The sequence below is a fragment of the Chitinophaga qingshengii genome (assembly GCF_014529935.1).
Taxonomy (GTDB): Bacteria; Bacteroidota; Bacteroidia; order Chitinophagales; family Chitinophagaceae; genus Chitinophaga; species Chitinophaga qingshengii.
Genome location: NZ_JACVFC010000001.1, coordinates 1,320,527 through 1,339,444, shown reverse-complemented (window position 1 = coordinate 1,339,444; position 18,918 = coordinate 1,320,527). Strand labels below are relative to the sequence as shown.

The following is an 18,918-nucleotide window of genomic DNA, read 5'->3' as shown; positions in this document are numbered from 1 at the left end:
CTGCTATTCTTCGAAAATCCAGAGCCTGCCATTGATCCGTTGGGAAGCAACGGGTATACAGGACACCCGGTAGGTTTTAGGCGCGGCCCCTTCCAGCTTCCATTCCCAGCCGGTAATCGCATTTTCCGGTGATGCAAACAATTGTATGGAGGTATTGTAGAGATCTTCTGTGTTCACTGCTTTATTGCGCAGGTGGGTCATTGCGTCTGAAAGAATGGCTGGCAGCTGTTCGCCGGGTCCGGCCAATTCCAGGATGTCCGCGGCTTTCTGATTTACCCAACCCGCATATCCGTCACTGTTAATGAATACGACCGCATGCGGCAGGCTGTGCAAAATGGCGGCAAAACGGATGGCAATGCCCTGAAAATACAGCCGCTCCTGTGTTTGGCTGAGTATCTCTTTTAATCGCAGCCGGATGGTTTCCATACAATCCTGGAAACCCGGCTCAAATTCCTGGGGATCAGACCATGCCAGTACCAGCACACTATGATGTGGTTCTATGTTAACCGGCATTACAACGGCACACAGCAGGTCGCGCAGCTGTTCCTTTAAAGGGTTATCTGCCGGAATGGTAGGCCAGTAAATAGTTTTGAAAGCATTGCGGTATAGCAGTTGTCGCACCGGGTCGGGGTTTACCACCGCTCCGGCAAGAAAATTAGGGGAGGCATTTTTGACTTTCGCGGTATGCTCATTTTCAAATTCCAGTTGCAATACTACATCAGCCTGCAACAAGTTTTTGATCAGTGAGATACTGAATGCAAGAAAGGAAGAAATATGTTTCTCCTTGTCCCAGCGGCTGGTCTGGTTAATGAATTCGAGTGCTTTACTTTCCCATTTACTCACGGTATAAAGATTAAAAACTGAATAAACTATAGAAATGATTGCAATGCGTGGATCACTTCATCGGGTGCGCTGATCTGCGGGAAATGGCCTTGCGCATTTATTTGAATCCTGGTGCTGCCGGGAATATGCCGTTCCATGTATTCACTGACGACTGCTGGAACAGCGATGTCGTCTGCGGTCTGAAGTATAAAAGTTGGGTGCGATACTTTCGGTAACTCCTGCCGTTGGTCCAGCAGGAAAATAGCCTTGGCTACCCCCAGCGCAATGTCTGGGCGCAAAGCCTGCAACGAACGGGCAAACTGCTCCGCCAGTGCCGGCCGGTCGCTGTTACGCATGGCCAACGCTGAAAAGCCAATGATCCACGCTTCATAATTGGTTTGTATGGCTTCGAATAATGCCTGAAGGGAAGCGTTGTCAAAACCACCGGTATATGAAGTGGCCGGATCGTCCTGGTAGCGCGGACTGGAGCCGATCAATACCAGTTTGTCGAACAGCTCCGGTCGCCGGTTGGCGGCCATCAGCCCTATCATACCACTCACAGAATGACCGATATAGGTAGTAGGAGTGCCTTGTGAAAAGGTCATAATATCCATCAGGTCTGTTACATAACCCTCCAGGGTGGCATAACGTTCATAGCTATACGAAGATATGTCCGATTGCCCGCCGCCGATATTATCATACAGCACAATACGATAACGCTCTTCAAAGGCGGGAATGATCCGGGAAAAAGACTGTTGGTCTACGCCGAAGCCATGACCAAAAACGAGGGTCTCGCTGGCCTGTGGATTACCGGCAAAATGGATATTATGTTTCTTGCTAAGATCCATTGGTCAAATCTGGTCTTTTGAGAAGCTGAAAACAGTTGGTTTCATAACAATGGTTAAATATAAGTAAATAGTTCCGTTCGGAACTATTTACTTACGGCCAGTACCCGGAAGGTGCCTGGCTTGATGGGAGCTTTCCCGTCGGCACCGGCAGCCCCCCTGTCGGCCACGGGCAGGAATACGGTATGGGTAAGGGGATCTACGGTCAGCGTTTTTGCCCCTTTGGCGGTGGGCACATGCGCTACCAGCTGGTATTTGTCCGCTGTTTGTTGCTGGTAAACAGATAAGGTGCCCTCACCATTGGAGGCAAATATGGTTTGGGTAGCACTGTCATAGGCTACGCCGTCGCAACCGTCGCCAATCGGTAAGGTGGCTATGATCCTGCCGTCACGATCGTCGAGTACGATCATCACCTTATTGTCGCAGCCGGCGAAGAGCCGGTGACGTACCGTGTCAATGGCCAGCCCGGTAGGTGCTTCTCCTTTGCCCAACGGCCATTCGTGGATCACCCGGAAATTGTTCATATCTGCTACGGCAATACGGCTTTTATCTTCCAGGTTCACAAACAGGCGCCCTTTCCCATCGGAAACAGCTGTTTCAGGCCGCGCCTGTAAGGGAACGGTAGCGACCACTTTTAAGGTATTGGGGTTGATCACGCTGAGGTCTTTGCTGGCACCATTACAGGTAATCACTTTGTCGGAGAAGGTCTCAAACAGGATGGCATCTGGATTACCGCCAACAGGGATTTCTCCCAGCACCTGGTTGTTATGCAGATCGAAAACGGTCACCGTATTGAGCTTGCCATTACTGGTGAAACCTTTGCCAAACGGAACCGCGAAGGCGGCGCCATGTACGCCGGTCGTATGCGGAATTTCGCCCACTGCCGCGCCGCTGGCTTTGTCCAGGATGTTCACTTCGGTGCCATGTGCCACATACAATTGCTGGGTGACAGGGCTCAGGGCGATATAATCCCATTTACCATCTCCTTTTACGGGATAGGTGGCAGATACATGCCAGGAAGTTGTTTGCGCGGACGCTGCGGTAATGGTAACCAGCAGCGCAGGCAACAATAGTTTTTTCATATAGAGGTGCTTTTGGATTCCAAAAATCTGCTTTAATTCTGGAGAGAAACTGTAGGCGGAATATTATCTTTGCGGCCATGAAAGCGTTTATTTTCGATCTCAACGGAACCATGATCAACGACATGGAATATCACCTCGATGGCTGGCATAGTATGTTAAACAAGCTGGGAGCCAACATGAGCCGCGAGGAAGTAAGAGGCCACATGTATGGTAAAAATGAAGAACTGCTGATGCGTATCTTCGGAAAGGACCGTTTCTCCCTGCCCGAAATGCTGGACATCGCCCATCAAAAGGAAGTATTGTACCAGGAAGCTTTTCGTCCGCACCTGTCATTGATTGCCGGTTTGCCGGAATTCCTCCGGGAGGCTGCCGCTCAACATATTCCCATGGCCATCGGTTCTGCGGCCAATAATTTTAATATCAGTTATGTACTTGATAACCTGCAGCTCCGTCATTTCTTCAAAGCGGTAGTGGGCGCAGAAGATGTGGAGACCAGCAAACCCAATCCGGAAGTGTTTCTCAAATGTGCGGCTGCTTTAAATGTAGCCCCAACGGATTGTATCGTGTTTGAAGATGCGCCCAAAGGTGTGGAGGCCGCGCTGAACGCTGGTATGGAAGCTATTGCCTTAACGACCATGCATACACGGGAAGAATTTGCCGCTTACAATAATATCCGTGCCTTCGTAACTGATTATACTGATCCTGCATTGCAGCAGCTGATAACAACAACGGTGTAACTGCGGCGATAATTTTTTTATTATCGCCCGGGTGGCATAAATTGCCGGCATCAACTGTTAAGCTGCTATGAAATATCATACCGGGTGGTCATCCCTACAGGTAACTGTCGAAAATATCATATTCGGTTTCGACGGTCAGGACCTGAAACTTTTACTGGTTAAGCATCCTGATAATACCCTGAAAAACAGGTGGTGTTTGCCCGGTGACAGTCTGCAATCCAGGGAAAATTTTGATCAAACGGCAGCCCGCATCCAGCGGGCGCTGACAGGCCGTGAAAAAATCCACCAGGAACAACTGGGCGCCTTTGGTCCGTTCAAACACAGTACCGGCGAACGTGCCGCTTCTGTTGCCTATTTCACGCTGATGTATATACGCAGTGAAAAACTGTCGACGTTGCATCGCTTCCGTCCGGAATGGCACCTGTTTCATGAACTGCCGCCATTATCAACAGCGCATCGCGGTATCCTGCAAACAGCCCTGGAACATATCCGCTATAAGTCGGCGGCTCAACCGCTGTTGTTCAAACTGCTGCCACCCAAATTCACCATTCCCCAACTGCAACAGCTATACGAAACTATACATAACCGCACCTTCGATAAACGTAACTTCAGCCGCAAAATGCTGGCTTCAGGCACGTTGGTAAAACAAACCGATAAGGAGAAAATAAGCTCGAAAAGAGGGGCGTATTACTATATGCTGAAGCATTGAGGTGGTATCAAAAAAATGGGACCAACCTTTCGGTCAGCCCCATTCAACACAGTTAAAACAATCATCGCTCATCAGCGTAAGCAGTGATAATCATGTTCATCACCGTTTCAGGTTCATTGCGCGCAATATCTTCTTAAATATCTCATTGTTTTCATACACGCCCTGGAACTCCTGGCTGTTAGGCCCATAAGCAAAAACCATCACCGGGATACCGGTATGGTCATTTGTGGCAAAATGGCCGCGCAGGGTACCGTTGGCTATGTTGCCATCCATCAATGCCAGCCCGCCGGTTTCGTGATCGGCGGTAACGATGATGGTCGTTTGTTTGTCTTTATCGGCAAAACGAAGTGCTTCTCCGATAGTATCGTCGAAGTCCAGCATTTCACGGACGAGGTAGTCGAGATCGTTATGATGACCGCCATGGTCGATACGGGAACCTTCTACCATCAGGAAGAAACCTTTACCGGAGGCGTTGAGCTGCTGTAGTGCTTTTTTAAGCGCTTCTTTCAGGTATGCACCACGACCGTCGCGCATGGAGGTGACGGTTTTATCGGAGAGTATCACGAGGGTACGGCCTTGTGTGGCGGCATCCCAGGCGTTAAGATCGTCATAGAAACGAATACCGGATTGGGCAAGAGTTTGACGAAGGTCACCCTTGATATCACGGGCCATATCTTCTTTACCACCGCCAACGGCCAGTTGCAGTTTGCTGGCAATCAACTGCTGGTGAAGGGTTTGGGTGTTATCGCGGTCAGCGGTGTGACCATAGAATGCGGCGGGGGTAGCGCCGGTAATTTCCTCGGTAACGATAACGCCGCTGGCAATGCCTTTGGCAGCCAGTATCTCCGGTATAACAGGAATGGCGTGGTAGGTATTGTCCATGCCTATTTCTCGGTTATTGGTTTTGGTACCTCCGCTGAGAGCGGTGGCGCCGGCGGCGGAGTCGGTGTGGTAGTTATCGGTAGAGGCGGTTTTGGATAAGCCCAGCTGCCGCATCTGGAAGAGGTTGAGCGCGCCCTTGTTGGCGGTATAACCGGCAAACATCTCAGCAAGACCGGTACCATCGCCGATGAACAGGATCACGTTTTTTGATTTGACGCGGGTAGCATCGGAGGCGAAGGTGGGAGTGTAAACCGCATGGGTCGGAAGATTCCCGGTAGTGGTGGCGGCGGTGTTTTTAAGCACATCGGCCAGGTCTTCGGGGTAATCGGTACCAATCACATCTACACCGAGGTCCATCAGTTTATAGTAACAGGTTCTGGCAGATGGGGCGCCCCAAAAGCGGAAAGGAAAGCCCTGTTGATGTACTTTGGCAATGACTTCCTTTACTTTTTCCAGTTCAGCCGGCAGAAAGGTGCCTTTGCCGTTCCATTTGCTGTACAGGTGAAAATCGTTGCTTACCAATGCTACGCGTTGTTTCACGGCAGCAGGGTAAGTGCTGTCCGGCCTGCCATCGAAGAAAAACATTTTATCGAAGTCAGACCAGGCGCTTACCGGTGGCAGGTTACCGGAAAGAATGATTTGCACCGCATGGGGATTTACCGACGGATCAAAATACTGACGATAGGGCGCCAGCAGGGTTTGTAAGGCCTGCAGGGTAGGTATGCCGGCGGTTTTGATGTCTACTAACAGGCGTAATGGTGTGTTGTCTGCATAGGCTTTGCCATCGTTGAGGGCAAACTGCCGGATGACCGGCTCCAGGTATAGTGAGGTAAAGGTTCGGTTGAACCGGATGTCTTTGTTATCATGCGCTACATACAACTGGCCGTCTTTCAGGTGAATGTCTGCCTCAATGTAACCAAACTGCAGGGCCGCAGCCTGATAAAAAGGCATTTTCCGCTCATAGTCGTTGTGGGAATGCGCATTGGCGAGGGTGTAGGTTTTCGTTTGGGCGTAGGTGTTAACCGACAACCATACGCTGCATAAAAGAATGATTTTTTTCAATTGTCTGGATTTTAACGACTTAACGTATGAAAAAAGAAGGGCAAAGGTAATGGCTGACGATGTTCCCGTATTTTATGTTTATGTTAATTGTCTGGCCTCTATGCCTGTAGAAAATCGATTTAGGTATCGGTTGTAAAAAAAATGGACTACAGTGTAGGCCAGTTTTGAACCAGTTCTTTGAGCAGCCGTTGACCTTCCAGCCATTCACCTATTCCGGAACTGGCATTAATATGCCCTTTGGGACCGGCATTCACAAAACGGCTGCCCCAATGATTAGCAAAGAAGGAGGCGCGGGTAATGTTACAATATTCGTCATTGGTACTGGCTACCACAATACTGCGAAAAGGAAGTTCCTGTAAGGGGATAGGAGAGAAGCCGCTGGCTGCAGCGGGAAAATCCGGCCTTTCTGCATCTGCAGGGGCTACCAGCAACGCGCCGGTAATAGGCAACCGCGTTTGTTGCGCCCAATGCGCCATGGCAATACAGGCAAGACTATGCGCTGCGATCACTACCTGCGGGCCGGCTTCAGCCACCGCCGCTTCTATTGCCGCTACCCAGTCTGCACATACCGGCGCATCCCACGAACGTTGTTCGATTCGCCGGGTACCCGGTATAGCCTGCTCCCAAAGGGTTTGCCAGTGCAACGGACCGGAACTGCCCAGCCCGGGGGCAGTCAGTACTTTTATTTCCATGACAGATGGTTGTGAAAGTTTAAGTTGGTTGCTGAAGATAGCGCTTTTGCCTCATTTCAGAAAATGCGCCCTCTCGGGTAACAGGAACAATATTATTCCCTGGGCTTTCATCCCGTTAATGATAGAAAGCCAGGCCGTAAAAACAAGATTCTTTGCGTGCTTTGCTGCTTTGCGCCTTTGCGAATAAAAAAAGGTCGAAAGAATTCGACCTTTATCGCTAAAATTCCACGTTATGGCACTCAGGTCCATAAAAAGTTGAATCAGTTATCTTCCGGCAAGCCGGGATATATATAATTGATTGAATACAATTAATTGAGTACAAAAGTAGGTGATGCTAAATCCATTGTCAAGTATTTAGCAGATATTATTTTGTTAAAAGACAAATGGGCACTATTAACAATATATGCCTATAATTTAATACGATAGTATTATGAGGTCACCGGTATAATCCGTACTTTATCGCCCAATTCCATGTATGATGAAACGTTTTTTATACGCCATAGCCGGCAGCGCTGTCATAGCCGGCTCCGTTCAAGCCCAGCAGAAAGGCCAACAGCCCAGGGTTACCCTGGATTATCACTACAATTACGAACATAAGAAAGATAAAGCCGGCAATACCATCCGCTGGCATTATACCTGGGAAGAACAGGAAAGCGGCGGTTTCTCCCTGTGGGGACATATCTTCGATTCGCTCGGTGTCCGGCGCGATACGCTTCACGACGCCCCTACGGCGGCCAACCTCCGGAACACCGATATTTATATGATGGTAGACCCGGACACGGACAAAGAATCGCCCCGGCCGAATTATATGACTCCCGCAGCGGCTAAAGTTATCTACAACTGGGTAAAGGCCGGAGGAGTGCTGGTACTGCTTCAAAACGATTCGCTCAATGCGGAGTTTGATCATTTTAACCTGCTCAGCGAACAATTCGGTATCCATTTTAACGGCGATAGCCGCAACCGCGTTCAGGGCCGTAACTGGGAACAGGGTGCTTTTATACTGCCACCCGACCATGAGATTTTCCCGGGCGTAGGAAAAGTGTATATCAAGGAATTATCCTCCCTTACTATAAAATCCCCGGCCAGAGCGGTTTTTACGGACAACGGCTATACGGTGATGGCGGTGGCCAAAGTAGGGAAGGGTACTGTATTTGCCGTGGGCGATCCCTGGTTCTATAATGAATACGTAGATGGAAAAAGGCTGCCGGCGGAATACCACAACTACCAGGCTGCCGCTGCCCTCACAGCCTGGCTCAAAAAACAGGTGCCGGCCAAACGTTAGGGTTTTGTCTGCAGAAATTGCAGGTTCCTGCGGATACCGGCGTATTTGCTGCGCTTGAGCGGGGAATGCCGGAAAATCTCCCGGAATGCTTCTTCTGTCATGTCTTCCCAATCCTGCGTGCTGAAATTGAGAATAGCGGGTACAGGGGTAAAGGCGGCTTCGGAATGCGCTTTGGAAAAACGGTTCCACGGACACACGTCCTGGCAGGTATCACACCCAAACATCCAGTCGTCAAACTGTCCCTGCATCTTCTCCGGAATCAGCTGCTCCTTCAGCTCTATAGTGAAATAGGAAATACAACGGCTGCCATCTACCACCCCCGGCGATACCAGCGCCCCGGTGGGACAGGCATCCAGGCAACGGGTACAGCTGCCGCAGTAGTCGCCCACCGGACCGTCATATTCCAGCGGTATATCCGTGATCAGCGTGGCAATGAAAAAGAATGACCCGGCCTGTTTGTGAATCAGGTTGCCATTTTTACCGATCCATCCCAGCCCGCTGCGCCGCGCCCAGGCCCGCTCCAATACAGGAGCAGAGTCTACAAAGCCGCGTCCCTGCACCGGACCGATATGCTCCTGCATACGCAACAGCATGGTTTTCAGCCTCGCCCGTATTACCTCATGATAATCCTGCCCGTAGGCGTACTTGGAAATTTGAGGGGCGTCCGGCCGCTGCCGCTCGGAAGGGAAATAATTAAATAATAAGGTGATCACCGACTGCGCCCCTTCGACCAGTTTACGGGGATCTATCCGCTTATCGAAGTGGTTCTCCATATATTGCATGTTGCCATGCATTCCCTTATGAAGCCATTGTTCCAGCCGTCGCGCATCATCGTCCAACTGCTCCGCCCGGGCAATGCCGCAATGGTCAAATCCCAGTTCCGCCGCCAGCTGTTTAATGTATAAGGTGTTGTTCATCCCTGCAAAATTAAGCATAGTGATACATAATTTCCATTATCTTAGTAATTCAATCCCCCTATACCTGTATGAATCGCAAGTCTGGTTTATTAACCTTTATACTGGGTTGTTGGTGTGCCATAACAACCCTGGCCCAGGACGCCAAAATCAAATATGGTAAGATAGATAAGGAAGATTTTAATGTAACCCCGGTGGCCGGCGATTCCGGCGCTCACGCGATCATTTTGTCGGATATCGGTTCTTCCCGCTTTGAATCTGATGGAAATGGACTCCGCCTGGCTTTCAAACGCCACACCCGTATTAAAATCATCGACCAAAACGCTTACGACCTGGCGACGGTGAAAGTCCGCCTGTATAAAGGCAGCTCCGAGGAGGAGAAAGTCCAGAACCTGAAAGCGTCTGCCTATAACCTCGAAAACGGGGAAGTGGTGGAAACCAAAATAGATAGCAAAAATATCTTCACCGATAAACAGGATAAAAATTATGTCGTCCGCAAATTCGCGATACCGGCGGTAAAGGAAGGAACGATTATAGAATACACCTATACCATTCATTCTCCTTACTTCCAATACCTGCGTGACTGGGAGTTCCAGGGCGAATACCCGGTCCGCTATAGTGAATACAGTGTAGGAATACCTGAATATTTCGATTATATACAAATTCCGCAGGGATATGAAAAATTCGACTTCACCAAGGAAGCGAGCCGCACTACCATGACCTTCCGCTCGGAAAGGAACGGCGCTACCTCGGCCTCTGAAGTATTTACGGTAACGCCGTCTGTAATGATTTACAAATGGACGCTGAAAAACGTAAAGGCTATCCGGCATGAAGATTTTATCACTACACTGGACAACTACACCAACAAGGTAGAATTCCAGCTATCTTCCATCAATTGGCCCAACCAGCCTCCTAAGCCTGTACGCAGCACCTGGCCCAAACTGATGGAGGAACTGATAAAGGACGAAAACTTCGGCTCCGCCCTGGGCAATAACAACGGCTTCCTTGCCGATGTGGTAGATGGCCTCGTAAAAGATGCTAAAACAGACGAGGAAAAGGCTGCTGCTATCTATCATTGGGTGAGAAGTAATTTTACCTGTACCCAGTCTTACGGCGTTCATATTTTCAGGAGCCTGAAAACCATCTTCAACAGTAAAAATGGTACCGTTCCTGAAATCAATCTCCTGCTGGTGGCGATGCTGAAACGCGCGAAGATGGATGCTTACCCCGTGCTCCTCAGCACCCGGAATAATGGTTATATCTACCCGTTCTACCCGCTGATGTCCCGCTTTAACTACACCATTGCGAGTGTACGTATAGGCGATAAGGTTATCAGCATGGATGCATCTGATCCATTCCTGGGCTTCGCCCGGCTGGCGGGCAAATGCTACAACGGACCTGCCCGTATCGTGGATGAAGAGGCTTCCGGTGTTTCTTTTGAGGCGGATTCCCTGCGGGAACAGAAATTCACCAGCGTGATGTACGGTGCCATTAAAGATGGTATGATGGAAGGTTCTTTCCAGCAAAGGCTTACCTACTTTGAGTCTTACGCAGTGCGTAAAAAAGTACAGGAAAAAGGTCAGGATGAATACTTTGAAGGTATCCGTAAAGGGTTTGCGGGTGACCTGGAAATGTCCAATAAAGAGATTGAAGACCTGAAAGCACTGGAAACCCCGGTAATGGTGAAATTCGACTTTAAGGTGAGACTGGATAACAAGGACCTGATATATATAAACCCCATGTTCACCGAAGGTACCAGCCGTAATCCGTTAAAGTCGGCGGAACGGAAATTCCCGGTGGAAATGAATGCTGTCTTTGATGAAATCTACTCTTTCAATATGGAGGTCCCGGAAGGATATGTAGTGGATGAGCTGCCGAAAGGATCCATGGCAAAGTATAATGAAGATGAAGGGCTCTTCCAGTACCTGATCCAGAGCGATGGCAGTCACATTCAGCTACGTTCCCGGGTGAAACTGAATAAAGCCAACTTCCCGCCGGAAGAATATGAAAATCTGCGGGCATTCTTCGACCTGGTGGTGAAAAAACAAGCAGAACAGATTGTGTTAAAAAAGAAAAAATAACCCATGTACAAATTATTGTCGTCTCTTGTGCTGGCAACACTTTGCAGCACCAGGCTGATGGCCGGTGATCCGGTGTACCCTGTGAAGGCTATTCCGGACTCCATCATGAAAAATGCACACCTTGTAAAACGGTTTGAAGAAGTCAATCAAACCATTGTCAGCCCCAGGGAAGTAATCGTAGTGAGCCGCTTTGTACTCACAGTGCTGGACCAGACAGGCGCCGAGGAAACTACCATGAAGGCTGCTTATAATAAGCTGACTGAGATAAGGTCTATGAGTGGTGCATTATATGATGCGGAAGGAAAACTGATAAGACGGATGAAGCAGTCCGACATCAAAGACCGGAGCATGGTTGGCGATGGAAACCTGATGACAGATACCCGTTACAAAGAGCACCGGTTTTATCATAACATATACCCCTATACGATTGAGTATGAGCTGGAAGAAAGACACCGGAGCGCCTTTTATCTCGAATCCTGGTTGCCGCAACCACAGGACGACTATACGGTAGAACAGTCAAAGTTTACCCTGACAGCACCGGCAGATTTTAAAGTACGGTTCCTGGAGACAGGCTGTAAGGTGCAGCAGACTACGAACGAAAAAGGAAAAGTGACCTACACCTGGGAAGTGAAAAACTTACCCGCCTATAAAGCGGAACCTTATTCAAAAGGATTTACACAATTGTCAACCAATGTGCAGCTGGGACCAACCGCTTTCAAACTGGACGATTACGAAGGCGATGCCAGTACCTGGGAAGGATTAGGTAAGTTCGTTTATGCACTCAATGCTGGCCGGGACGAATTGCCGGACAATATGCGGCAGAAAGTACAGGAACTGACCGCCGGTTTAACCACCAACGAACAAAAGATAAGGGTGCTGTACAAATGGTTGCAGCAAAACTATCGTTACATCAGTATTCAATTGGGTATTGGCGGGATGCAGACATTCGATGCAAAAACCGTGGCTGCCAAAGGATATGGTGATTGTAAGGCATTGTCTAATTATATGATGGCCATGCTGAAAGAAGCAGGTGTTAAATCATACTGCGCACTGGTAAGCGCCGGACCAAAGGCGCGTTATGTGAATGAACAGTTCCCTAAAAATTACTTTAATCACATGATCCTCTGCGTGCCGGGTAAAGATACTACCTGGCTGGAATGTACCAGCCCAACTACATCTATGGGCTACCTAAGCTCATTTACCTCCAATCGTGCGGTGTTACTGATTACGGAAGAAGGCGGAAAACTGGTGCATACGCCCACGCTGACCATGCAGCAAAACCGCCAGCATCGTACCATAAATGCGGTGATGCAGGATAACGGGGACCTGAAATTATCTGCGACGACCACCCGTACGGGCGAAGAACAGGATGATCTGCATGACGTATTACATGCCTACAGCAAAGACAAACAATTGGAACGCATACGCCGGACCCTGGAACTTGCCAGCTATGATGTAAGTAAATATGAATGCCTGGAGAAATCTTCGCTGATACCTGAGATAGACGAACAACTGGAAATTAGCAGTAACGCCTATGGCTCCGTAACGGGTAAACGTATTTTTGTGCGTCCCAATATCCTGAATCATGAAATCGGTAAACTGGAACAGGACAGCAGCCGGGTATCCGACGTAGTACTCAAATACGCCTTTTCCCATGTTGATTCTGTCAGCATTACCGTACCAGCGGGTTATAAAGCGGAATCAGTACCGGCGCCTGTTGCCCTGCAAACAAAATTTGGGAACTACAGCGCCATCACTGCCATGAAAGGCAATACCATTACCTATATCCGCAGACTGGAAGGAAACGCAGGCACCTTCCCGGCTTCCGAATACAACGAGTTCGCCAAATTCTGCACCGCCATCTATCGCGCCGATCGCAACCGGATGGTGCTGGTAAAAGAATAACAAAAACAAAAACGCACAAAAGACAAAGCGGTTGACATCCACATGTCAACCGCTTTGTCTTTTATATCAATGATCTTCGCTTCAATCTCCCCTAATCAGCGAAATCAGCAAAAATCATGTTTATCAGCGTTACTTTTCGCGCACACTCACTGAAATATGCCTGTCTTTTTTCCGCTCGTCATCCGGAGCGGTAGCTGCAGCTTTGGCAAACTGGGAGCCGTATCCTTCTGCACCAAGCAGTTGTTTCATATCCGTCTTCTCGTTTTTAAGCGCTGTTTCCACGGCGGTAGCGCGTTCCTGCGACAGTTTCAGGTTTTTGGTGCTATCACCGGTACGGTCGGTATAACCGCCGATCTTGATCTTAGCTTTCGGGAATGCTTTGAGGATCGCGGCGATGTTATTCACCTGTGTCATACTCTCGGTAGTAAGTTCTGCACTGCCGGTTTTGAAATTGAGATTATCAAAATCGAACCATACGTCTTTTCCGGCGGGGCGGGAGTCATCTTTAAGGAAGGTCACCAGCTGATCTTCGATACCGCCTTTATAAGCCTGTAATACTTTGCCGTCGGGCAGGGTAACCTGTATGCTTTCACGGCTTACTACCGGACCTCCTTCTGTAACATGGTTGGCGGCAGAGTCAGCCAGCTGGCTGGTGGTGATGCTGTCGCTGACAGGCGTACTTTCCGGATTCTTGCCACCGCAACCTTTCATTAAATACCATAATAATACGATGGCTACCAATAGCAGCAGGAGAGACCATATCCAGCGGCCGCCTCCGCTTTGTTTAACGGCGTTGACGGTGCTGTTGGCTGCGCCGGCAGCGGCGCCCATGCCGGCGGCACCCAGACCGGCAGCGAGGCCGCCCAGTTTTTTACCCAGGTCTCCCAGACTGGAGAGCCCCAGTATACCGGCCAGGTTGAGCCCGCCCGGCACGGCGTTTAATATGCTGTCTTTTTGGGTGTTCAGAAAAGAAAGGAACGAATTAGGCGTCAGGTTGTTCTGTGTCGCATATTGCCCTACCGCACCTAAAGTGGCCGGAGCAGCCGTTTGTAATAAAGTGCTGGCAGAAGATTCCTTGATGCCCGCAAAAGAGGATAACATGCCTGTAATAGAACTGATTTTATCCCCAAAAAGGCTGCGTAACAAATCGCCTCCCTTGGCCAGCAGGCCGCCACCACCGCTTTGTAACGCTCCGGCCACCACGGATGGATTGGCATCGCCGGCTACGCCTTTGATCATATTCAACAAACCTCCGGCATCTCCACCAGACCCGGCTTTGTTCAAAAGCCCCGTTAATACCACCGGTACAATCCCACTTAATGCTTTCTGTATGCCGCCTTCGCTTTCTCCCAGTTGTGAGGAAGCCTGACTAACAACATTACTGTTAAAAATACTTTTTGCACTTTCAAGTAAGTCAAATGACATAATTGTAGGGTTTAATGTGAAGAAATTGTGCTGGAACAGATTGAATTTCAGTCGTCCTTATAACAATCGCTGTGGCACGGTTGTTTGATGAATTTCAAAAAATGCTTGGCGGCTCAGCCATTTTTTCGTACCTTCGCCATGCTTAACGCAAAAATCCGACTGTTTAACGTGCCTTCCGAGCACAACGCATTACGCTATAACGGTCAATATTTATTGGAAATTTGATCATTTGTCGGGCCATTTCGCACCCGGTTTTCCTCTAACGCTCGCTGTCAACAGTACAGTGGCTTGCTCATAGGTCCCCTATGTCGCCCAGGAATAGATCAGCTTAAACATATTAAATAATTAATGACTATGATTAAATCATTGCATTGGTTGTTGCTATGCTTATTGCTTCTCTTGCCTACTTTGGTTATTGTTGCACAGGATAGTACGGACACCAAAACATCAGACAAACCCACTTTCCACATCGGCGGAGCACTGCGCTTCAATTATAACCTCTCCTCGTGGAAAAAGGAACAAATGAAAAGAGGCGGTGACTTCGGGTTCGATATGTTCCGCGTCAACGCAGATGCCTCCTGGAAAAAATTGTCGCTGCACGCTGAATACCGCTTTTATTCCAAAGATTTTGGCGGCGGCTTTCTGAAGGAAGGATATGTACGGTATCGATTCAACGATAGTACGCATGTGGATATCGGCCTTACACAGGTACCCTTCGGTAATGTGACCTATAACTCACATAGCTGGTTTTTTAACCTGCCTTATTATGTGGGTAAGGAAGATGATTATGATATGGGAATCAAGTTTGAACGCCGCGCCAACAAATGGTTGTATCAACTGGCCTTCTTTAAAAATGCAGAAGAACTCAATTTCGGCGATAAGTCGGAAATAGACCCCGGCCGCTATTCCTACGATGTGGCGGGGCGTAACAAGGAAGTCAATCAGGGAAATGCCCGCGCGGAATATTTCCTCAACAAAAATAACAGTATAGGCGCGTCCGTGATGCTGGGCGGATTGTATAACATTCCTTCCGGTAATATGGGCAGCCACTGGGCGGCAGCAGTTCATAGCAATCTGAACAAAGATCGCTGGAACCTTAAACTGCAATCCATGTACTACCGGTATAACGCGGCTGATTCTGCACACCTGACGGACAATATAAGTATGGCGGCCTATGGCGCTTCCTACCAGGTGGCGTCGGAAGCCTTCCTGCATACGGCCTCACTGTCATATACACAACCGGTACACTGGGGGCCTATCAGCTCACTGACGTTTTATAACGACTACTCCTATATGAAAAAAACGGCCAAAGGATTTCATGATTCCCAAATGAATGTGTTGGGATGTATGATCACGGCCGGTCACATATTCACGTATCTCGACTGGGCCTCGGGTAAAAATCATCCCTGGCTGGGCCCTGTATGGAACGAAGCCCTGGCGACAGGTACACCCGATGCTACATGGCATAGCCGCCTCAATCTGAATATCGGGTACTATTTCTAAACGCTAAAACAACGATGATGCCTAAACTGAAAATAGAAAATCTTACCCTGGTCTTTGGCCGTGAACAAAAAGAAGCGCTGCACATGCTGGAACAGGGTAAATCCAAGGCGGAAATATTGGAGCACACCGGAGCTACGGTGGGCGTGAAAAACGCTTCCTTCGATATCGAAAAGGGGGAGTTTTTTGTGATCATGGGCCTGTCCGGTAGTGGTAAATCCAGCCTGCTGCGTTGTCTCAACCGCCTCATTGAACCCAGTGCCGGCAAGGTACTGCTCAATGGCGTTGATATCACCGCGCTCCCGGATGCGGAACTGCAAAAGGTACGGCGTAAGGAAATAGCCATGGTGTTCCAGAAATTCGGACTCCTGCCACACCGCTCTGTATTGGAAAACGTAGCCTTCGGCCTCGAACTGCAAGGCACGCCGCCAGCGGAGAGAATGGATAAGGCCCGCAACGTTATCGAACTGGTAGGCCTTAAAGGCTATGAAAATATGCTGCCATCCGAACTGTCGGGTGGTATGCAGCAAAGGGTAGGACTGGCCCGCGCATTGGCCAACGACCCGGAAGTACTGCTCATGGACGAGGCTTTCTCGGCGCTGGACCCGCTCATCCGTACACAAATGCAGGATGAACTGCTGGACCTCCAGGAGAAAATGCATAAAACCATTGTATTTATTACCCACGACCTCGATGAGGCTATCCGCCTGGGCGATCGTATCGCTATCATGAAAGATGGAGAAGTGATACAGATCGGCACTCCGGAAGAAATCCTCACTACCCCGGCGAATGAATATGTAAGCTCCTTCGTGGAAAAAGTGGACCGCAAATCGATTATCACGGCTTCTTCCCTGATGGATACCAAACCTACTATGGCCGTATTCCGTAAGGATGGCCCGGAAGGTAGCCTCCGTAAAATGAGAGCTACCGGCCTTAAAATATTACCGGCAGTAACAGTGGATAAACATTTCCTCGGATTTGTTTACCTGCACGAAGTCCTGGAGGTAAAACAACGGGGCGATAAAACCATCGAAGCGGCCATCCACCGCGATGTACCCGTGGCGCACCCCGATACGACGGTGGAACAGATGCTGCCCTTTATCGCAGAAACAGACAAACCGGTAGCGGTAGTCAACCCCATGAATAATAAATTATTGGGACTCATCTCCCAAACTTCCCTGATTATCGAAACAACCGGTAGCCAGGCTAACCCACAAGCATAAACGAATTTTTTGTATGATTAGAATCGGAAAATATATTGAACAATTTATCAATTGGCTCACCCACAATTTCAGCCCTTTCTTTAAGGTGGTGAAAACAGGGGTGGAAACCATGGTAGACGGGGTGGTGGGGTTGTTCACCTTCCTTCCCTTCTATGTGGTCATCGCACTGGTAGCTATCCTTGCATGGAGAAGGGCAGGATGGGGCATTGGTGTGGTGACGGCACTGGGCTTGTCGCTGATATATGCTATGGGCTACTGGGCGCCTACTATGGAAACGCTCGCCCTCATACTGGTATCGGCCTTTATTGCGTTAATGATAGGGATACCGCTGGGGATATGGGCGGCCAGAAGTAAAACAGCCGGTCGCATCATGCGCCCGCTGCTCGACTTTATGCAAACCATGCCGGCGTTTGTATACCTGATACCTGCGGTACTTTTCTTCGGCCTGGGTAAAGTGCCCGGTGTATTCGCTACCATCATATTTGCCATGCCGCCTGCGGTAAGGCTCACCACGCTGGGTATCAGCCAGGTACCGGAAGATATCGTAGAAGCAACCAGGTCCTTTGGCGCTACGCCACGGCAACTGCTGTTTAAGGTGGAGCTACCGCTGGCGCTGCCTACCATCCTGGCGGGTGTGAACCAAACCATCATGATGTCCCTGTCTATGGTAGTGGTATCTGCCATGATCGCTGCCGGTGGCCTTGGAGAGATTGTACTTAAAGGAATCACCCAGCTTAAAATAGGATTGGGCTTTGAAGGCGGAATCGCTGTCGTGATCCTGGCCATTATCCTGGACCGTATCACTCAATCCTTCGGTAAAAAGAAACTCAGAAAAAACGCTAAATAATATAACGTATGAAAAAGATCTTCCTCCTTGCCCTGGCAGCGGTCACGCTGACCTTCGCTGCCTGTCAGCAGGGCGATAAAAAAAGCGGTAAAAAAATTACGATCGGTTATGTCAACTGGGCGGAAGGGGTAGCCATGACCCATCTGGCAAAGGTACTCCTGGAACAACAAGGTTATACAGTGGCCCTTAAAAACGCCGATGTGGCGCCTATCTTCGCAGCCGTTGCCGGCGGTGATGCCGACGTGTTTATGGATACCTGGATGCCGGTCACCCATAAAACCTATATGGAAACATACGGCGACAGGATCACCGTGCTCAATACCAACTTCGATAGTGCCCGGATTGGCCTGGTAGTGCCGGATTATGTAAGCGCACGTTCTATCGAAGACCTCGCTAAACAGAAAGCGGCTTTCGGTGGTAAAGTAGTAGGTATCGACGCCGGCGCCGGTATCATGACCAAAGCGGAAGATGCTATCCGGGAATACGGCCTGGAATACGAACTGCAGTCCTCCAGCGAAGCAGCGATGATGGCTATCCTGAAAAAAAATATAGATGAAAAAACACCCGTGGTGGTAACCGGCTGGGCGCCACACCATATGTTCGCCCGCTTCCAACTCCGTTTCCTGGAAGACCCTAAAAAAGTATTCGGTGAAACTGAGAAGATTCAAACCATTGCCAACAGTGAGTTTACTGTGAAAGATACGGCTGCTGTCAACTTCTTCCGCAAATTCAAACTGAATACGGAAGAACTCAGCTCTCTCATGAACGCCCTCGCAGATGCGGACGGTAAAGAAGAGGCGGCGGTTAAACAATGGATCAGCGAACATGAAGCGCTGGTAAAGGAATGGATGTAGCATTTACGGATTTTGGAATTTTTTGATTTACGGATTTTGGGATTGAAAAAAGCGAA

At 49.2% G+C, this 18,918-nt stretch carries 16 protein-coding genes; 9 read left to right on the top strand and 7 right to left on the bottom strand.

Features of this window, described 5'->3' with window-relative positions; translation table 11 throughout:
- Nucleotides 1-3: 3 nt before the first annotated feature.
- The 3 genes from ICL07_RS04830 to ICL07_RS04820 form a co-directional block, all read right to left on the bottom strand.
- On the bottom strand, nt 4-843 hold the full coding sequence (locus ICL07_RS04830; RefSeq protein WP_188086796.1) for a hypothetical protein: 840 nt from the start codon (nt 841-843) through the stop codon (nt 4-6).
- Between the two features lie 26 nt (nt 844-869).
- Nucleotides 870-1,670: an alpha/beta fold hydrolase gene (locus ICL07_RS04825; protein ID WP_188086795.1), complete on the bottom strand. Its 801-nt coding sequence runs from the start codon at nt 1,668-1,670 to the stop codon at nt 870-872.
- A gap of 83 nt (nt 1,671-1,753) precedes the next feature.
- Entirely contained in the window at nt 1,754-2,749 is a 996-nt protein-coding gene (locus ICL07_RS04820; RefSeq protein WP_188086794.1) for a YncE family protein, read from the bottom strand.
- 77 nt (nt 2,750-2,826) lie between these two features.
- Here ICL07_RS04820 and ICL07_RS04815 point away from each other — a divergent pair, with 77 nt between their 5' ends.
- Together ICL07_RS04815 and ICL07_RS04810 are read left to right on the top strand one after the other, a co-directional pair.
- Nucleotides 2,827-3,486 (top strand): HAD family hydrolase, encoded by a 660-nt coding sequence (locus ICL07_RS04815; RefSeq protein ID WP_188086793.1) that lies wholly within the window; start codon nt 2,827-2,829, stop codon nt 3,484-3,486.
- A 67-nt stretch (nt 3,487-3,553) separates the two neighbouring features.
- Entirely contained in the window at nt 3,554-4,195 is a 642-nt protein-coding gene (locus tag ICL07_RS04810) for an NUDIX hydrolase (RefSeq protein WP_188086792.1), read from the top strand.
- Nucleotides 4,196-4,294: 99 nt separating this feature from the next.
- Here the strand turns inward: ICL07_RS04810 and ICL07_RS04805 are convergent, their stop codons facing one another.
- Together ICL07_RS04805 and ICL07_RS04800 are read right to left on the bottom strand one after the other, a co-directional pair.
- Nucleotides 4,295-6,139: an alkaline phosphatase gene (locus tag ICL07_RS04805; protein ID WP_188086791.1), complete on the bottom strand. Its 1,845-nt coding sequence runs from the start codon at nt 6,137-6,139 to the stop codon at nt 4,295-4,297.
- Nucleotides 6,140-6,285: 146 nt separating this feature from the next.
- Nucleotides 6,286-6,831, bottom strand: coding sequence for an RBBP9/YdeN family alpha/beta hydrolase (locus tag ICL07_RS04800; protein WP_188086790.1), 546 nt, complete (start codon nt 6,829-6,831; stop codon nt 6,286-6,288).
- 475 nt (nt 6,832-7,306) lie between these two features.
- Here ICL07_RS04800 and ICL07_RS04795 point away from each other — a divergent pair, with 475 nt between their 5' ends.
- Entirely contained in the window at nt 7,307-8,113 is an 807-nt protein-coding gene (locus ICL07_RS04795; protein WP_188086789.1) for a DUF4350 domain-containing protein, read from the top strand.
- Here ICL07_RS04795 and queG read toward each other — a convergent pair.
- Entirely contained in the window at nt 8,110-9,030 is a 921-nt protein-coding gene (gene queG / locus ICL07_RS04790; RefSeq protein ID WP_188086788.1) for a tRNA epoxyqueuosine(34) reductase QueG, read from the bottom strand. The genes ICL07_RS04795 and queG overlap by 4 nt on opposite strands.
- A gap of 68 nt (nt 9,031-9,098) precedes the next feature.
- Here queG and ICL07_RS04785 point away from each other — a divergent pair, with 68 nt between their 5' ends.
- On the top strand, nt 9,099-11,108 hold the full coding sequence (locus tag ICL07_RS04785) for a transglutaminase family protein (protein WP_188086787.1): 2,010 nt from the start codon (nt 9,099-9,101) through the stop codon (nt 11,106-11,108).
- A gap of 3 nt (nt 11,109-11,111) precedes the next feature.
- Nucleotides 11,112-13,013 (top strand): DUF3857 domain-containing protein, encoded by a 1,902-nt coding sequence (locus tag ICL07_RS04780; protein ID WP_188086786.1) that lies wholly within the window; start codon nt 11,112-11,114, stop codon nt 13,011-13,013.
- Nucleotides 13,014-13,142: 129 nt separating this feature from the next.
- Here the strand turns inward: ICL07_RS04780 and ICL07_RS04775 are convergent, their stop codons facing one another.
- Nucleotides 13,143-14,438 (bottom strand): OmpA family protein, encoded by a 1,296-nt coding sequence (locus ICL07_RS04775; protein ID WP_188086785.1) that lies wholly within the window; start codon nt 14,436-14,438, stop codon nt 13,143-13,145.
- A 354-nt stretch (nt 14,439-14,792) separates the two neighbouring features.
- Between ICL07_RS04775 and ICL07_RS04770 the strand changes: the two genes are divergently transcribed.
- The 4 genes from ICL07_RS04770 to ICL07_RS04755 are packed head-to-tail and all read left to right on the top strand — an operon-like array spanning nt 14,793 to nt 18,862.
- Complete coding sequence (locus tag ICL07_RS04770; protein WP_188086784.1) at nt 14,793-15,941, top strand: hypothetical protein; 1,149 nt, start codon at nt 14,793-14,795, stop codon at nt 15,939-15,941.
- A 14-nt stretch (nt 15,942-15,955) separates the two neighbouring features.
- Nucleotides 15,956-17,161 (top strand): quaternary amine ABC transporter ATP-binding protein, encoded by a 1,206-nt coding sequence (locus tag ICL07_RS04765; RefSeq protein ID WP_246484973.1) that lies wholly within the window; start codon nt 15,956-15,958, stop codon nt 17,159-17,161.
- Between the two features lie 13 nt (nt 17,162-17,174).
- A complete protein-coding gene (locus ICL07_RS04760; RefSeq protein WP_188086783.1) occupies nt 17,175-18,008 on the top strand; it encodes an ABC transporter permease in 834 nt (277 codons plus the stop codon).
- An 8-nt stretch (nt 18,009-18,016) separates the two neighbouring features.
- Complete coding sequence (locus tag ICL07_RS04755) at nt 18,017-18,862, top strand: glycine betaine ABC transporter substrate-binding protein (protein WP_188086782.1); 846 nt, start codon at nt 18,017-18,019, stop codon at nt 18,860-18,862.
- The last annotated feature ends 56 nt before the right edge of the window (nt 18,863-18,918 follow it).

Bases quoted from the DNA above. Each gene is read 5' to 3' on its own strand.
- ICL07_RS04780 (WP_188086786.1), top strand. From the start codon at position 11,112: ATGTACAAATTATTGTCGTCTCTTGTGCTGGCAACACTTTGCAGCACC.
- ICL07_RS04795 (WP_188086789.1), top strand. From the start codon at position 7,307: ATGATGAAACGTTTTTTATACGCCATAGCCGGCAGCGCTGTCATAGCC.
- ICL07_RS04800 (WP_188086790.1), bottom strand. From the start codon at position 6,831: ATGGAAATAAAAGTACTGACTGCCCCCGGGCTGGGCAGTTCCGGTCCG.
- ICL07_RS04820 (WP_188086794.1), bottom strand. From the start codon at position 2,749: ATGAAAAAACTATTGTTGCCTGCGCTGCTGGTTACCATTACCGCAGCG.
- ICL07_RS04760 (WP_188086783.1), top strand. From the start codon at position 17,175: ATGATTAGAATCGGAAAATATATTGAACAATTTATCAATTGGCTCACC.
- queG (WP_188086788.1), bottom strand. From the start codon at position 9,030: ATGAACAACACCTTATACATTAAACAGCTGGCGGCGGAACTGGGATTT.
- ICL07_RS04810 (WP_188086792.1), top strand. From the start codon at position 3,554: ATGAAATATCATACCGGGTGGTCATCCCTACAGGTAACTGTCGAAAAT.
- ICL07_RS04765 (WP_246484973.1), top strand. From the start codon at position 15,956: ATGATGCCTAAACTGAAAATAGAAAATCTTACCCTGGTCTTTGGCCGT.
- ICL07_RS04770 (WP_188086784.1), top strand. From the start codon at position 14,793: ATGATTAAATCATTGCATTGGTTGTTGCTATGCTTATTGCTTCTCTTG.
- ICL07_RS04825 (WP_188086795.1), bottom strand. From the start codon at position 1,670: ATGGATCTTAGCAAGAAACATAATATCCATTTTGCCGGTAATCCACAG.
- ICL07_RS04815 (WP_188086793.1), top strand. From the start codon at position 2,827: ATGAAAGCGTTTATTTTCGATCTCAACGGAACCATGATCAACGACATG.
- ICL07_RS04755 (WP_188086782.1), top strand. From the start codon at position 18,017: ATGAAAAAGATCTTCCTCCTTGCCCTGGCAGCGGTCACGCTGACCTTC.
- ICL07_RS04775 (WP_188086785.1), bottom strand. From the start codon at position 14,438: ATGTCATTTGACTTACTTGAAAGTGCAAAAAGTATTTTTAACAGTAAT.
- ICL07_RS04785 (WP_188086787.1), top strand. From the start codon at position 9,099: ATGAATCGCAAGTCTGGTTTATTAACCTTTATACTGGGTTGTTGGTGT.